Here is a 17,162-nt window from a genome sequence, read left to right on the forward strand (position 1 = left end):
GAGATAGGGATGGCTTTCCAATTACACCCACGTTTGCAACAAGACTGTATTGTTTTAGGAAATTTACCTTTATGTAAGGTACTTTTAATTAAAGAAGATATTGGCCCTTGGTTAATTTTGGTACCAAGAATTGAAGAGTTAAAAGAAATTCATCACATGACTGATGAGCAACAAATCCAGTTCATTAAAGAATCAAGTGCGGTTGCTCAATTATTAGAAGATAATTTCTCCCCTGATAAAATCAATATCGGTGCATTAGGTAATTTAGTACCTCAACTGCATATTCATCATATTGCTCGCTTCACTACTGATGTCGCTTGGCCGGGACCAGTATGGGGGAATACAACGGGCGTTATTCGTGTGCAATCTTCTCAAACTCAATTAGTTGATCTGCTAAGAGACAAATTAAGTAATATCTCAGGCTTTAAGCGATAACTTTACATAAGAAACCAATAAAAAAAGGCAGTTATCTATTAACTGCCTTTTACTTACTAACACTAAGCCTTAAAGCTAATTAAGCGTGTTGTAATTCATCCCACAGCTCAGCAACAATAATACGGTCTGCTGGAGATAATTCTGATTTTGCTTTTTCAAGGCTATCATTAATATGATTTTTTAAGATATCGAGATCGTTAATACCTTGCTCTTCGCAATTAGCTACTGATAACGAAATATGACCACGTAAGTAGCCGCCGGCAAATAACTCATCATCAGATGCCGATTCAATTCGAGCATCAATTAATTCAAGCATTTTTTCTTCAAATTCAATGATCATCTTTTTCCTATTGGACAATAAATTGTTCTTTAGTTAATGGGGCTATTTGATAAAACTCACGCAATGCATTAGATAGCATATCAACTCGTGGTGGTAATCCACTATCTAAAATTGTCATTACTTCATTATGTACTTTTGTCATGAATGCTAAACGATCTGGCTCAAAATCGCCATTCAAGTTATCGCAGCTAACGTTAAATTTTAATCCTGCGCTTAATGACAAAATCCATTCATACGCTTGTGGTCGAATTTCAACTTTTTCAAACTCAGCTTGCACTTGCTCTGTACGTCCATCAGGCTCGTACCAATAACCGAAATCTTCCAATAATCGACGTTCAGGTCCAGCAACACACCAATGTGCTATTTCATGCATACCTGATTGATAGAAACCACGAGCAAAAATAATACGATGATAAGTAAATTCATCATCTGCAGGTAAATAGATAGGTTCATCACCACCAAGCTCTAGCTTAGTATTGAAAGAATCATAAAAGGTATTATTAAAAATAGAGATTAAATCTTGGTATTGGTGCGACATGCCACGAGCTTAAAAATTATAAATTGAACGACATTCTACCGCATGAATATTAAAAGACATATGTAGATAAATTTTTTTATCTTCTTTTTCAAAATTATTCATTATGTGTAAAAAGATCGAACTGATACTCTCCGCAAAAATTACCTATGTGAATTATTTTATCCTTTTTTATTTGGAGCTATCAAAGCTGTGAATGACATCACTTTAGATTTAACTCAATTACTCGATTTAGGCCCTTTTTCTTGGACTGCGATTTTTGCTTGTGCATTTAATGGCTTTCTTATTGGCACAGAGCGCCAAACACGTGGAAAACCAGTAGGAATAAGAACTTCTATTTTAATTATTTCAGGCACTTACTTCTTTCTTGCAATGGCGGTATCTCTATCACCAAATACATTAGATCAAGCAAGAGTATTAGGACAAATTATTACTGGAGTTGGCTTTCTTGGCGCAGGTGTAATGATGACTCTTGATGGAAAAATACATGGTGTAACCTCTGCGGCCATTATTTGGGTGCTTGCGGCTTTGGGTATGATGATAGCACTAGGTTATATTCAACAATCCATCATTATTACTTTACTCGCTCTGTTTGTACTCTTAGGAATTGATAAACTTGAAAATTCATTTAAAAGTTTACGTCGTGGTGTACACCAAAAAATTCTAAATATCAGAATACACAAACCAAAAGCTCAAAAAATAGACATTAGACATAACAAAAACTAATCCAAATTAATTCAGAATAGTTTTTTTCATTCGTCATTAGTCGTTTAATTACATAAAATCTGTGGCTTCTTTTTTCGCCTACTTGGCACGTTATGGTATTAGAAAATGTTATTAACAATTCTTTATATTATTGGGATCACCGCTGAAGCTATGACAGGCGCATTAGCTGCCGGTAAGAAAAAAATGGATTGGTTTGGCGTAATGCTGGTTGCAAGTGTAACTGCCATTGGCGGTGGTACTGTACGAGATATCCTTCTTGGACACTACCCTATCGGATGGGTGAAAAATCCACAGTTTCTAGTAATTACGTGCATTGCGGGTGTATTAACTACTTGGATCGGCCCATGGGTGGCTAAGAACCATCGCTTCTTTGTTTTACTTGATGCGATTGGCCTTATCGTATTTAGTATCATCGGCTCTCAAGTTGCGTTAGATATGGGATTACACCCACTAATTTGTGTTGTTGCAGCTATCGTAACTGGTGTATTCGGCGGTTTACTTCGTGATCTTTTCTGCCGCCAACAACCTATGGTATTACATAAAGAGCTATACGCATCCGTCTCTTTATTATCTGCTGTTTTATACATTGGCTTACTTCATTTTGGCGTTGATGAGTTAATTACAACGATTGTCACTATCGTTATTGGTTTCTCTGCACGTATGGCTGCAGTTAAATTTGGTTGGTGTTTACCAGTATTCCACTTGGATATTGGAGAAGAGCAACCAGAAACGGTTGAAAAAAGATAGCGCCTAAAGAGACTCGATTTTTTAGGGACGAATAAGATCAGAAAGAGCCAGATTGAATATAACGTCAATCTGGCTCTTTTTATTTATGTCAGTAGTAGGGGGCTATTCTCCCCGCTTTTAACTCGCTCTTATTCGTCCCTAAAAACTAGTCCCTTAATCACCTAAATCTTAGGCGTCTCAGTTTGAACACCAAAGTTTTGTCCACGATGACGTACTAAGTGATCCATTACAACAATCGCTAGCATCGCTTCTGCGATTGGCACAGCACGAATACCAACACATGGATCATGACGACCTTTAGTTATCAATTCTGTTTTTTCTCCGCTGCGAGTAATGGTTTCACCCGGAACCGTAATGCTTGACGTTGGTTTTAAAGCAATATGAGCCACAATATCTTGGCCAGATGAAATACCACCTAAAATACCACCGGCGTGATTCGAGCTAAAACCTTCAGGCGTCAATGGATCACGATGTTCAGAACCACGCTGATTAACCACTTCAAAGCCATCACCAATCTCAACACCTTTAACAGCATTAATCCCCATAAGAGCATGAGCAACATCTGCATCTAAACGATCAAATACCGGCTCGCCTAAACCAACAGGAACGCCTTGCGCTACAACCGTGATCTTTGCTCCAATAGAGTCACCTTCTTTCTTTAACTTACGAATAAGCTCATCAAAAGCATCAACTTTACTCGCGTCAGGGCAGAAAAAAGCATTATTTTCAATTTCATTCCAATCAACAGAATCAATCGATACATCGCCCATTTGTGATAAATAAGCTCGGATCTCAATACCAAACTCTTGCTTCAAATACTTTTTAGCTACCGCACCTGCAGCAACACGCATAGCAGTTTCACGTGCGGATGAACGACCACCACCACGGTAATCACGTTGCCCATACTTCTGATGGTAAGTGTAATCTGCATGGCCTGGGCGGAATTTATCTTTTATCTCAGAGTAATCTTTTGAGCGTTGATCTGTATTTTCAATTAACAGACCAATAGAAGTACCCGTTGTTTTTCCTTCAAAAACACCAGATAAGATCTTCACTTCATCCGCTTCACGGCGCTGTGTTGTGTATTTTGACGTCCCCGGTTTGCGACGATCAAGATCAACTTGTAAATCAGCTTCGGTTAATTCCAAACCTGGAGGGCAGCCATCAACAATGCAGCCTAACGCTAACCCGTGGCTTTCACCAAACGTCGTTACTCGAAAATGTTGTCCTATAGAATTTCCAGCCATTACTTCCTCTGTAAATATAAGTGATTAGTCATCATTCACCTGACTAACAATCAGTTCTTAATAAAACCATATTGGCTTGAATCGTATTGAGAGTAAACCCCTATCCCAAGGTTTATCTTTCAGTTATTGGTTTTTTTAATTTTAATCCTTTTTTGCCACCTTCACCCAATAACGGCAAAACGTGACCGCCATTCCAAAAATATGATAAGATAACTCTCAGATTAAAGAATAAATAAATTTAAATAACTTAAAACTTGCTATTAAAAATAAAAATTGAACATTTTTGATACAAAAAAGCAAAAGTTTTCAATTTTACTGTCGATATAATTATCAATAGCATGTAATTGGCACTAATCCTGCTATATACAATATGTAGTTAATTTAATGGATATCAATTCAATGAAACTGATTCGTTTAGTTAAAAAAGCATTAAGTAAGAAGCATTCAAGTCAAAAACAACAAGAACTTCGCAAACGACTGGATTTTGCAATGTCACAAAGTAAACAAGCATAAAAAAAGCCCGATGTTTCCATCAGGCTTTCATTTAGATTAATTTGGTTTAGTCGCGATAAAGAGCAAACTCATCTGCGCAATCAAGAAGTTGCTGCTTAGTTAACATGAACACACCATGTCCACCTTCCGCAAACTCAATCCAAGTAAATGGAATGTCTGGGTATTGCTCCATCATATGAACCATTGAGTTACCCACTTCACAGATTAAGAAACCGTTATCCATTAAATAATCTGGTGCATTTGCTAAAATACGGCGAACTAACTTCAATCCATCTGTACCTGCTGCTAAACCTAATTCAGGTTCATGCTCAAACTCTTCCGGTAAGCTGTTCATATCCTCTTCATCCACATAAGGTGGGTTAGAGACAATGAAGTTATACTGATCTTTAGGAATATCACGTAATAGATCTGAGCGGATTGGGAACACTTGTTGCTCCATGCCATGATCTTGAACATTTTGTTCAGCAACCATTAATGCATCCGTCGAAATATCAATCGCATCTACTTCCGCATTTGGGAACGCATGAGCACACGCAATCGCAATACAACCACTCCCCGTACATAAATCCATAATACGTGTAGGCTCTTCGGTTAACCACGGTTCGAATTGTGTTTCAATCAACTCTGCAATTGGTGAACGAGGCACAAGTACACGCTCATCAACAAAGAACTCAAGGCCACAGAACCACGCTTTATTCGTTAAATAAGCCGTAGGAATACGCTCATTAATACGACGTACAACACGCTCAACAATACGTAAACGCTCTGTTGATGTTAAACGTGATTCACGCACATGCGCTGGCACATCAATTGGTAAATACAGTGTTGGAAGCACAAGTTGAACAGCTTCATCCCATGCGTTATCTGTACCGTGACCATAAAAAAGACCCGCAGCATTAAAACGACTTACCGTCCAACGCAGCATATCTTGTAACGTATGAAGCTCAGCGACCGCCTCTTCTACAAAAATCTTATCCAAAATTGCCCCCAAAACAAGTTATAATACTACTGTTAATTATTGGAATTTAAAAATGAGCAAAAACGACCACCTATCAGATGACGAACTTTCGCTGTTCCGTGAAGCAGTACAAGGCTCTAAAAAGTTGCAACAGGATACCATAATCCATCAGCCGAGTAAGAACTTTAGCGACCTACAACAGCAAAGAAAATCATTAAAAGAAGGGAAAAATGAAGAGTTTTTCTTTTCTGATGAATTTGTACCACTTCTGAGTGAAGATGGTCCGATTCGCTATGCCCGTGATGACGTATCAAAATACGAAGTAAAACGCTTACGACGTGGCGTATACGTACCTGATGTATTTTTAGATATGCATGGTATGAAGCAAGATGAAGCCAAGCGTGAATTAGGCTCTATGATCGCTTATTGCCTTAAAGAAAATATCTCTTGTGCGAGTGTTATGCATGGTATTGGCAAGCATATTCTTAAACAAAAAGTGCCTCTATGGTTAGCCCAACATCCCGATGTAATGGCTTTTCACCAAGCCCCTTTAGAGTTTGGTGGTGCAGGTGCAATTCTAGTATTACTCTCAATACCTGATAGATAAAAAAAGATCCCACAGCCGTTAAGCTCTGGGATCTTTTTTATTTCATCTGTTTTCTATATGAATTTATGGTTGCTGCAACCAAAGTAACTCACTTTTCCCTGTTGTATATGAATATTCAACACAAGACATTGCAGATGTTGGGAACATCGGAGGCATAATTCCCGGAACAAAATCAGCAGTAAGGTAGCCAACGAGTGGTAAGTGAGAGACTAGTAAAATATTCTCAATATCCTCAACACTACCCAAAGCTTTTACATACTCAACCACATCATCTGAGTCGCCATAAGGAGTAATATCTTCACATATTTTTACTTTTGCGTCCGCCACATTCAAAATTGGCTTAATCGTATTCCACGTTTGTTGCGCTCGAACATAAGGGCTAACCAAGACATAATCAAACTGTATCTTATGCTCAGCCATCAGCCATTGTGCTATTTTCGCCGATTGGCTTTCGCCATGAGCAGTTAAATTACGCTCTTCATCTGAAGGAGCATAAGCTTCAGCCTCACCGTGACGCATTATGAATACTTTCATTTATTCATTCTCAAATCATTACTAACTTCACAATAGTAGCAAGCAAAAGTAAAAATAGGAAAGAGAGAGTTTGCTAGTCTGTGGTATCAGCGCCATAATTGATAAAATAATTATACAAATAATGTCAAAAGAGTTAGCCATTATATTCAATTGGTTATCTTATTATTGATAACCATTGATAAACTCTGCATTCAATATTTGACTATAAAAATAAAGCCCTTACGCCTTAAAACAGGAGCACCCTGTGCACATCAGTCCGAATGATAAAAAACATTACCGCTTAATTGAGCTTGATAATAAATTACCCGTCTTGCTCATTCAGGATGAAACAGCACCACGCTCAGCCGCCGCCCTTTCTGTTAATGTCGGTCATTTTGACGATCCTGATGATCGTCAAGGCCTTGCTCACTTTTTAGAGCATATGCTGTTTCTCGGTACACAAAAATACCCAAAAGTTGGAGAGTTTCACTCTTTCATTAATCAGCAAGGTGGCTCTAATAACGCATGGACAGGAACCGAAAACACCACCTTCTTTTTTGAAGTATCGCATTCAGCGTTTGAAGAAGGATTGGATCGCTTTGGTCAATTTTTCTATGCCTCATTATTCAATGAGGAAGCTGTAGATAAAGAGCGTAATGCGGTTGATTCAGAGTATAAACTCAAATTAAAAGATGATGTTCGCCGCATTTATCAAGTTCATAAAGAAACGGTTAACCAAGCCCACCCTTTCTCTAAATTCTCCGTTGGTAGCATTGATACATTAGCAGATAAAGAGGACTCATCTATCCGCGATGAAATGCTCACTTTTTATCAAACGCATTATTCTGCTGATTTAATGACAGCCGTTGTACTTGGAAACCGACCTCTTTGTGAGTTAGAACTATTAGCAACTCAATCTTTTGCATCAATCCCTAATCAAAATCTTGGGCATAAAGAAATTAATGTTTCTTATGTCACACCAAAAGAACAAAGTTGTTGGATTAACATTGAACCACTAAAAGAAGTTAGAAAGCTAAGTCTTGCGTTTCATTTACCTAATCAAGATCGTTTTTATAAAACAAAACCGCTTAATTATCTTGGTCACCTTCTTGGCTATGAAGGTGACGGTAGCTTAATGCTTTACCTGAAAAAATTAGGATATATTCACTCATTGACAGCAGGCGGTGGAGTAAGCGGAAGTAACTTCAGAGAATTTACTCTTTCTTTTAATCTAACCGAAAAAGGCATGCTTCATCTTGATGAGATCATTCTCAATACTTATCAGTATATTGAATTGATTAAACAGCAAGGTCTTGATGAGTGGCGCTACAATGAAAAGAAAGCGGTATTAGTATCTGCATTTCAATTCCAAGAAAAAACTAAGCCTCTTGATTTAGTCAGTCACTTAGTCATGAATTTACAGCGCTATCATAAAGAAGATGCCATATACGCTGATTACATGATGGAAGGTTATCATGAACAACACGTTCTCGATCTACTTGAGCAATTTACTCCTGAAAAAATGCGAGTCACTCTCGTAGCTCAAGGTTTACAATATGATCGTAAAGATAAGTGGTATCACACCCCTTACTCTGTTCAGCCATTAAGTGAAGCCCAAATAAAGAGTTGGAGTCATGCTGAACTGCATCCTGAACTTCATTTGCCAGAGAAAAACCCTTATATCTGCTATGATTTAGAGCCTCAAGAATTAAAAGAAACCACCGTTCTTCCAACATTACTTGAAGACCTACCTGGTTTTCGCCTATGGCATAAGCAAGAAGAAGAGTTCCGTGTGCCAAAAGGCATGGTATATATTGCAATAGATAGCCCACATGCCATTTCAGATCCAAGAAAAATAGTAAAAACACGCTTATGCGTTGAAATGCTTATGGACGCACTCAGTGAACAAACTTACCAAGCTGAAATTGCAGGAATGGGGTATAACCTATATTGCCATCAAGGAGGCGTAACATTAACGCTTTCTGGCTTTAGTCAAAAACAACCCTTATTGCTGGATGTGATATTAAAACGTTTTTCTACACGTGAATTCAGCGCTGAACGATTCGAGTTTATAAAAAATCAATTGATCCGTCATTGGGGGAATGCATCAAAAGAGCGACCTATTTCACAGCTTTTCAACGCATTATCTGGAATTTTACAACCAAACAACCCTCCATACCCAGTACTTCTTGAAGCATTAGAAAGTATTGAAGTGGATGATTTACCGAATTTTGTTCAAGCTATGTTCGCTGAATTGCACGTTGAGATGTTTGTCTATGGCGATTGGACGAAAGAACAAGCATTGGAATTAGGTCGTTCTTTAAAAGATACCCTACGAATGCAAAATCAAACTTATGGCGAATCATTCCGTCCATTAGTTATGCTTGGGGAATCAGGAACATTCCAAAGAGAATTAGTATGTGACCATTCTGATTCTGCACTTTTGGTTTATTATCAATCTCCACAAGAAGATCCACGCAGTTTTGCCCTTTATACTCTTGCAAACCATTTAATGTCGGCTTCCTTTTTCCATGAGATCCGTACAAAGCAGCAATTGGGTTATATGGTAGGAACAGGAAACTTACCTCTTAATAAGCATCCTGGATTAATTTTATACGTACAATCACCAATGGCGCCACCCGCTATTTTACTTGATGCTATTGATGAATTTTTAAATGCTTTCTATATGGTCTTATTAGAGTTAAATGAGCACCAATGGCAATCCAGTAAACAAGGTTTAATCGATCAGATATCAGATCCTGATACTAATCTACGAGGTCGAGCTCAACGTTTATGGACATGCATAGGAAATAAAGACACGAATTTTGATCATAAAGAACGTGTCACTGAGGAGCTTAAGAGTTTAACGAGAATTGAAATGATCCGTTTTGTCGTTGGCATATTAAAACCAAGAACAGCGAATCGTTTAATTATGCACTCTCAAGGAACAGAACATCAGCAATATGACCGCTTAGATGTTGGCTTTGAAATTGATTCTATTGACCAATTTCAACTAAGAAAAAAAGACATCAACCTCGGTTAATAATCTAAAATTCACGTCATAAAAATAAGGCCATCACAACGATGGCCTTTTAGTTATATTGGTATTATTACTCAATAAATCGATCACCGTATTTATCGGCATAGTTTCTCATTAAGGTCGCTAATTTCTCTTCCCCTAACGTGTTCATATAAGTAAAAGGTCCCCCTAAAAATGGAGGAAAACCAATGCCAAAAATAGCACCGATATCGCCATCTCTTTCAGAAGCTATTATCCCTTCATCTAAACAACGTTTTGCCTCTGCCAACATTGGTAATACACAACGCATTGCGATTTCATTTTTACTGAGTTGCGACTGTGGTTTGATGTTTAATAAGGTATACACCTCTTGATCAGGTTCTTTCTTTTTCCCTTTATAAACATAAAATCCACGTTTTGTTTTTTTTCCCAATCGCTTATCGTCAATTAAGGTCTGAAATACATCAGGGCTTCGGAATCTATCTCCTAACTCCGCTTCCAATATCGGCATAATTTTCGCGCCAATATCAACTCCAACCTCATCTAATAATGAAATAGGCCCAACAGGAAATCCAAAATCCAATAAGGCTTCATCGAGCACCTCTATTGGCTCTCCGGCAAGTAACAGACGTGCCGCCTCATTCATATAAGGCGCAAGGATACGATTAACATAAAAGCCCGCAGAATCTTTTACAACAATAGGCGTTTTACCCTGTTGCCTAGCCAAAGCCACTACGGTTGAGATGGTTTCATCGCTGGTTGTTGCGTGTGGAATAACCTCAACCAATGGCATTTTTTCAACTGGACTAAAATAATGAAGGCCAACAATATTTTCAGGCTTTTGAGCCCCCTCGGCTATTTGGCCTATGGGAAGCGAAGACGTATTCGTTGCAAAAATAACGTCTTCTTTGCCTTGTTCTTGTACTGCTTTTACCATCTCTTGCTTTAGGTTTAAATCTTCAAATACGGCTTCAACAACCACATCTAACTTTTTAAAACCGTCAAACTCTGTCACTCCAGTTAATTGCAGCATTTGTTGTTGTAATTGCGCTTTTGAAATAATTCGGCGCTTTCTCAACGTATCTAATCGTTGATAGTGATATTGGTAAGCATTAAGTAATCCATCATTATTGATGTCTTTTATCGTTACTTTCTTTTTCGCTTTAGCAATAGAAACATGGGCAATACCTCCTCCCATTAATCCACCACCTAGTACCCCAACATAATCGATGGATTTAGGTTCAGCATCACTGCCTTTTTCTTTTTTCATCTCTGTCATGGCAAAGAATAAAGAGCGTAATGCCGCCGATTCTGGCGTCATGGCCAATCGAGCAAATTGTTCAGCCTCTCGTTGTAATCCTTTTTTCATCCCTTTATCTAAACCATGCTCGATACTATCTAAAATAGCGGCAATGGCAGGATAATTACCACGAGCTTTTTTCTGTGCTTGTTTTTCCGCTTGCGAGAAAATGACATTACGTCCTAATGGATTTCGAGATAACCCCCATTCTTTTGCAGTCAATTTACGTTTCGCTTTTTTCTTTAAAGCAAAGTCCGCAGCTATACGAGACAAAATAGTATGAGGAACAGAAGCATCTACTACACCTAATTTCAGTGCTTTTTTAGGTCTTAGTTGCTTACCCGTTAAGATAATATCCAAACTTGGCAGTAGCCCGATTAATCGTGGTAATCGCTGAGTTCCGCCAGACCCCGGAAGCAACCCTAATTGCACTTCTGGCAAGCCTAATTTTGTTTTATTGTCATCACTGCAAACACGATAATCACATGCTAGAGCTAGCTCTAATCCACCGCCTAGGCATGGACCATGTATCGCGGCAACCGTTGCAAATGGAAGATCTTCAATCCTCTGAAATAATTGCTGTCCTTTTTCAGCCAACGCTTGTGCTTCTGAGGCATTTTGGCAATTAGCTATCATATTAATATCTGCGCCTGCGATAAAATTATCGGGCTTACCTGATTGAATCACTAACCCCTTAATATGAGCTTGTTGCTCTTCAATCTCATCTAAAACTTGAGTCACTTGCTCAGCAAAAGCAGCTTGGAGTGTATTCATTTTTTCATTCGGAACATCGATAGTTAACCATGCAATTTGGTCATCATCTTTAGTCCATGCAAATGCACTGGTATTTTTAACGGCTTCAAGCGTATTATTTTTCGTTTCTAACGTCATTATTCAACCTCCAATACCATTGCTGCACCTAAACCACCAGCGGCACAAGCCGTATTTAATCCTAATCCACCACCACGACGTTTTAATTCTCGTAATGTTTGAATAATCATTCTGGCTCCTGTTGCTGCAAATGGATGCCATAGGCTATTGACCCACCAAGGACATTAAATTTCTCCATATCAATTTCGCCAATGGCTTTATCTCTACCTAAACATTCTTTAGCAAATTTGTTTGAAGCAAACATTTTCACATTTGAAAGGGTTTGTGCTGCAAAAGCTTCATGCATATCAATTAAGGTAAGGTCTGATAATGAAATTCCCGCTTTATCCAAGGCCATTGGTGTCGCATAAGATGGTCCCATTAACATATCGTGATGTACATCTATCGCACTGAACGCAAACGAACGAATATAACCTAATGGTTCATAACCTAATTCTTTTGCTCGTTTTTCACTCATTAATAATAAAGCGGCGCCACCATCCGTTAATGGCGTACTATTAGCTGCAGTGACTGAACCATATTTACGATCAAACGCAGGGCGCAATTTGGCATAACTTGCTAGTTCTGAATCATGACGAATATTATTATCATGATCTAACCACGCGGTATAAGGTTCAGGGAAAGCGGTCATTACTTCATCTTGAATAAGCCCATCTTTCCATGCTTTGGCTGCAAGTGTATGTGAACGATGTGCTAATGCATCTTGTTCTTCACGTGTTATTCCATGACTTTTAGCCATTTGTTCTGCAGTTTGTCCCATAGAAATTCCCGTTGAATACTCAGCTACAGCGGGAGGAACAGGAGCAATGTCTTTTAATGATAAAGTGCGAAGAAGTGATAACTTTTGGTAAACGGTTTTTTGTTTTACTAAGAGCAAGTAAAGTAGAAGCTAACTTTTTAGAGACACCAATAGGCAATACAGAGGAAGAATCTGCACCACCAGCAATACCAATATCAATCGTGCCTGCCATAATACTCTCCACAACATTAGCTGTCGTTTGAAAGCTCGTCGCACAGGCTCTAGTTACACTGTAAGCATCAGTACCTATATTCATCCCCGTACCCAAAACAATTTCGCGAGCAATATTCGGAGCTTCTGGCATTTGTACTACTTGGCCAAACACGACTTGATCAATTAATTTAGGATCAATATCCGTTTTATCCATTAATGCTTTTACCGCTAATTTACCAAGATCTACAGCAGGTGTAGTGCTGAATGCTGTCGATTGTTTAGCAAACGGAGTTCGAATGCCTGATACAACAGCAATACGATCACCTTGTCGTGTCGTTAACGGTTGATACTTACTTGAATTTACGCTGTTTGACATTGCTTCTCCTTGCATACATCAAAGGTGGTCAGACCTCAAATTGTAACCAAGTTGTTAATAAGATATAGTGATGATAATCACAGGCTCATCATAGAATAATGAATTTGGTCATGGGCTTAATTAAACGATAAATAGCAATGCTTTTATTGGTATATAAATTTCGAGGTTATAGATAGGTATTAAGGAGGTTTTTGATCTAATTCTGTTTTTTGGTAAAAAAAAACCACATCAGTCGATGTGGTCAGAATAAAAAACAATTAACGAGTAGCCAATTGTAAAAATCAGTTTCACCTGATAAGGAGAAAGTAAAGTCAGCCTTCAAAAGGAAATGTTATCTTGCTCAACGGGTTGATTACTCAACCAGATAACGAGATCAACTATAACGTTAATCTCAATTCATTTATTGAAATAGATCAATTTTATGTTCTTTTACTACTTTTTGGCTCTATGAATACAAAACCCACCTTCCGTTCATCAAACTGATGCTTTTTCCCTCACCATAAAATTAAAATACAAAAACGGGTTAAAAATCACGATTTTTCATTTAGTTAACCATTTTTTTGACGCTTAGTTAGAGTATAAGCTCCACTTTCACCTAAGTAAGCAATCTATAACTTTAAAATCAATAAGTTACAAACCCAAAAATAAACATTAAAAAGCACAAAAAATAGAGTTAAAGCTCTATTAACATCAATTAGAACGCTATTTACGAACAAATCACGTCCAGATCACGAATTTTAACGATTTTTTAGCAGTGGTCGGATTTGTCGTCTATGCTCAGATCGTTATTATCTCGCCATCGAGATTTAAGTCTCAACTAAATAAATCTTTTCAGTCTTGAGAATTGAAAGGAAATAACAATACACGGAATATAATAATTATGAATAAGAAGCGTCTGTTTTCAAAAACACTTCTAGCAGCAACCATCACTCTTGCAACACAACAAGCTACTGCTGCCGGTTTCCAACTAAACGCACAATCAGCAACAGGCCTAGGCCGTGCATTTGCTGGTGATGCTGTAATCGCTGATAACGCATCAGTAATGTCACGTAACGCCGCTGCAATGGCTCTTTTTGATTCATCACAATTTTCAGCTGGTGTTAATTACATCAAAACGGATATTGACGTTACTGATGTTAACTATGTAACCGGAGCTCCTGTTGACGATGCAAATAATGGCAGCGGTACTCCAGTTCCTAACATTTACTATATCCATAGAATTAATGAAAAATGGGCTGTTGGTGCAGGTATTTACTCTAACTTTGGTACAGAGAATAACTTTGACGATAGCTTTGGTGCAGGCTCTAGTGCTGTAATTCCACCGGCAACTGTTATTCCTGGAGCAACAGCTTTTGGTGGCACGACTGAAATTAAAAGTATCAACTATGCACTAACGGTTTCTTACCGTATCAATGAGCAATTCAGTGTTGGTGGTGGTTTAGATATCGTTCAAGGTAGCGGAAAACTTAAGCGTGAAACAGGGTTAGCGATTCCAGGAACAGAAACAGCTTTAGATGTTGAAGCTGATGGAATTGGACTAGGTTGGAACTTAGGTGCTGTTTACGAATTAGATGAACGTAACCGATTTGGTTTCTCGTATCACTACAGTCCAGAAATTGAAGCTGATGGTGATATGTATATGAACGATATGGCCGGCGGTAATGCGATTCAAGGCCATACGCTTTTAATGCCACTACCAAGCATGGCTGAATTCTCTGGTTATCACGAAATCAAAGACACTAAGTTTGCTGTTCACTACTCTGTACAGTGGATCGGTTGGAGTGCGTTTGACGAGTTAAATACTAAAGAAGGTGTAAACCTAAACTCTTATGAATGGCAAGATGGAATGCACTATGCGATCGGTGGTACTTACTTCCTAAATGATGCATGGACACTGCGTGCTGGTTACATGTATGACACAGCTGCTCAAGATCAACTAACATCAATCTCTGTACCTGACTCTGATCGTCAATGGTTATCTGGTGTTTCAGCTACCACTTTGAGAAAAAACACACTGTTGATTTCGGCTTCACTTACCTAATGGGTGATGATGTAGATGTAAGTGAAAGCAATGGTGCTCTAACAGCAACAACACACGCAGATGCAATTCTTGCTGGTGTTCAATACAGCTACAGCTTCTAAGATTTATTCTTAAAAGTGCAATTCAAAAGGTCAGCGTATGCTGGCCTTTTTTGATCTTGAAAAACAGTATTTAGAACGCTTCGCTTCAAGGGACTAGAGACTAGGGACGAGTAAGAGCAGACAACCCCCTCTAACTCCCCCTTCTATTTACTTTATCGACCCCAATGACTCATCAATCAAGGGGAGAACCTTCTTTGATGCTATACGTTCAGCGTTCTGAATCCAGCTCCTCCTGAATTCTAGTCGCTAAAAACTCGTTCCTGCCCATAACCCCCTAAAAATTTCAGCGTACACATATACCCTCAAATACATATTCAGACCTACACCTGTACGCCCAAATAACACATCCGACCAGATAAATACAGAAAATTTAGCTAATTTTGAAGTTTTTTGCAGAAAAAAGCCCTTAAAACACGAAAATATCGATTTTTTATTTGAAGTTTTTGCTCTAAAACGTATTATCCACCCCAACTAATCACCACCAAATTCAGCGAACACTTGAATTTGATTTTGGAATTTATAATGAACAACAATAAAAATCGTCTATCTATCGCAGTGGCACTTGGCCTATTAGGTTCAGTTGCAAGCTCAAACACTATGGCTGCAGGTTTCCAACTTGCAGAATATTCAGCTACAGGTTTAGGCCGTGCTTACGCAGGTGAAGCGGCAATCGCTGATGGTGCTGACACACAATGGCGTAACCCTGCAATGCTGACATATTTAGAAGGCACTCAAATTTCTGTTGGTGGTATTTATGTTAATCCAAACGTTGATGTAAATGGTTATGTTGATGGTTCTAAATCACTAACTCAAAAAAGTGGACATACCTCATCTAAAGATTTTGCTCACAGTGCAGTAATCCCTAACTTTTACCTATCGCACCGTGTTAATGAAAAACTAGCTCTTGGTGTCGCTCTTGGTACCAACTACGGTATGGAAACCGATCTTGATGATAACTTTGCAGCAAGCCATTTTGGTAACACAGCAAGCATCATCACTAAAGAGTTGAATCTAAACATCGCTTACCAAGTAATGCCACAAGTAAGCATTGGTGGTGGTGTACGTTATGTTATGGGTGAAGGACATTTTGGCGCGAAAACACCAAGCAATATAAACCTTGGTCCTCTTGGAAATATCCCTAAAGGTACCACATTAAAATATATGGAAGGTACGGATGAAGCTTTTGGATGGCAATTGGGGACAGCTTGGCAAATCAACGAAGCTAACCGCATTGGTTTTACTTATAAATCAAAAGTCGATTTAAGCTTAGAAGGTCATGCGGAAGGGTTTGCATTTAACCCTAAAAATCCAACAGAACATTACTCAGGCTCAATGGCTTTAGCTATGCCAGCAACAGCTGAATTAGCTAGTTTTCATCAGCTAACAGATACCATAGCACTTCACGCTAGTTTTAACTGGACAGATTGGAGCAGCTTTGAAAAATTAGAAGCGAATATCCCTTCTCTTAGTACGCCAGTTCAAGATATCAAAGAAGAACATTGGGAAGATAACTACCGTCTAGCTATCGGTGGTACTTACCAATTAGATCAAAAACTAACTCTACGTTCTGGTATTGCTTACGATACTTCAGCGGTTAGTGATAAAAATCGTACAATTACTATCCCAGAAACCGATCGCTTATGGTTAAGTATTGGTGCCGGTTACGACTGGTCTAAAAACTTAAGCTTAGATGCTGGTTTTACTTACATCGTAGCTAAAGACGCACCGATCACTGAATCTCGTGGTTATGAGTCGGATGATGCAGCTCAAGCAATTGGCGGTCAATTCACTGGCGAAACAACTGGTAACGTATGGCTAGTTGGTGTTCAAGCGAACTACCGTTTCTAATCTGAAAACCATT

At 38.6% G+C, this 17,162-nt stretch carries 12 protein-coding genes and 2 pseudogenes; 7 read left to right on the forward strand and 7 right to left on the reverse strand.

Features of this window, described 5'->3' with window-relative positions:
- Positions 1–9 precede the first annotated feature (9 nt).
- A complete protein-coding gene (locus tag AAFX60_010065; GenBank protein ID XDF77062.1) occupies positions 10–435 on the forward strand; it encodes an HIT family protein in 426 nt (141 codons plus the stop codon).
- 79 nt (positions 436–514) lie between these two features.
- Here the strand turns inward: AAFX60_010065 and AAFX60_010070 are convergent, their stop codons facing one another.
- Entirely contained in the window at positions 515–775 is a 261-nt protein-coding gene (locus tag AAFX60_010070) for a YfcL family protein (GenBank protein ID XDF77063.1), read from the reverse strand.
- 7 nt (positions 776–782) lie between these two features.
- Positions 783–1,313, reverse strand: a complete 531-nt coding sequence (locus AAFX60_010075; protein ID XDF77064.1) for an elongation factor P hydroxylase — start codon at positions 1,311–1,313, stop codon at positions 783–785.
- Positions 1,314–1,511: 198 nt separating this feature from the next.
- Here AAFX60_010075 and AAFX60_010080 point away from each other — a divergent pair, with 198 nt between their 5' ends.
- Positions 1,512–2,036, forward strand: a complete 525-nt coding sequence (locus tag AAFX60_010080; GenBank protein XDF78920.1) for an MgtC/SapB family protein — start codon at positions 1,512–1,514, stop codon at positions 2,034–2,036.
- Positions 2,037–2,141: 105 nt separating this feature from the next.
- Entirely contained in the window at positions 2,142–2,783 is a 642-nt protein-coding gene (locus tag AAFX60_010085) for a trimeric intracellular cation channel family protein (protein XDF77065.1), read from the forward strand.
- Between the two features lie 161 nt (positions 2,784–2,944).
- Here AAFX60_010085 and aroC read toward each other — a convergent pair whose 3' ends face one another.
- Entirely contained in the window at positions 2,945–4,030 is a 1,086-nt protein-coding gene (gene aroC / locus AAFX60_010090; protein ID XDF77066.1) for a chorismate synthase, read from the reverse strand.
- A gap of 559 nt (positions 4,031–4,589) precedes the next feature.
- Positions 4,590–5,522, reverse strand: a complete 933-nt coding sequence (gene prmB, locus AAFX60_010095) for a 50S ribosomal protein L3 N(5)-glutamine methyltransferase (protein XDF77067.1) — start codon at positions 5,520–5,522, stop codon at positions 4,590–4,592.
- 52 nt (positions 5,523–5,574) lie between these two features.
- On the opposite strand from prmB, the gene smrB reads away from it, so the two are divergent.
- Positions 5,575–6,108, forward strand: a complete 534-nt coding sequence (gene smrB, locus AAFX60_010100; GenBank protein ID XDF77068.1) for an endonuclease SmrB — start codon at positions 5,575–5,577, stop codon at positions 6,106–6,108.
- A 63-nt stretch (positions 6,109–6,171) separates the two neighbouring features.
- Here smrB and sixA read toward each other — a convergent pair whose 3' ends face one another.
- A complete protein-coding gene (gene sixA, locus AAFX60_010105) occupies positions 6,172–6,642 on the reverse strand; it encodes a phosphohistidine phosphatase SixA (GenBank protein ID XDF77069.1) in 471 nt (156 codons plus the stop codon).
- Positions 6,643–6,886: 244 nt separating this feature from the next.
- Between sixA and AAFX60_010110 the strand changes: the two genes are divergently transcribed.
- The gene (locus tag AAFX60_010110) at positions 6,887–9,664 is read left to right on the forward strand and encodes an insulinase family protein (GenBank protein XDF77070.1); all 2,778 of its coding nucleotides are present in this window, start codon (positions 6,887–6,889) and stop codon (positions 9,662–9,664) included.
- 67 nt (positions 9,665–9,731) lie between these two features.
- Here the strand turns inward: AAFX60_010110 and fadJ are convergent, their stop codons facing one another.
- Both fadJ and fadI read right to left on the reverse strand, forming a co-directional pair.
- Entirely contained in the window at positions 9,732–11,831 is a 2,100-nt protein-coding gene (gene fadJ / locus AAFX60_010115) for a fatty acid oxidation complex subunit alpha FadJ (GenBank protein XDF77071.1), read from the reverse strand.
- Positions 11,831–13,159: pseudogene (fadI, locus tag AAFX60_010120) on the reverse strand (acetyl-CoA C-acyltransferase FadI). Before fadI ends, fadJ begins: the two are co-directional and overlap by 1 nt.
- An 880-nt stretch (positions 13,160–14,039) precedes the next feature.
- Here fadI and AAFX60_010125 point away from each other — a divergent pair.
- Positions 14,040–15,301 (forward strand): annotated as a pseudogene (locus tag AAFX60_010125) (OmpP1/FadL family transporter).
- A 522-nt stretch (positions 15,302–15,823) separates the two neighbouring features.
- The gene (locus AAFX60_010130; GenBank protein XDF77072.1) at positions 15,824–17,149 is read left to right on the forward strand and encodes an outer membrane protein transport protein; all 1,326 of its coding nucleotides are present in this window, start codon (positions 15,824–15,826) and stop codon (positions 17,147–17,149) included.
- The last annotated feature ends 13 nt before the right edge of the window (positions 17,150–17,162 follow it).

The organism is Aliivibrio fischeri, assembly GCA_038993745.2.
Classification (GTDB): domain Bacteria; phylum Pseudomonadota; class Gammaproteobacteria; order Enterobacterales; family Vibrionaceae; genus Aliivibrio; species Aliivibrio fischeri_B.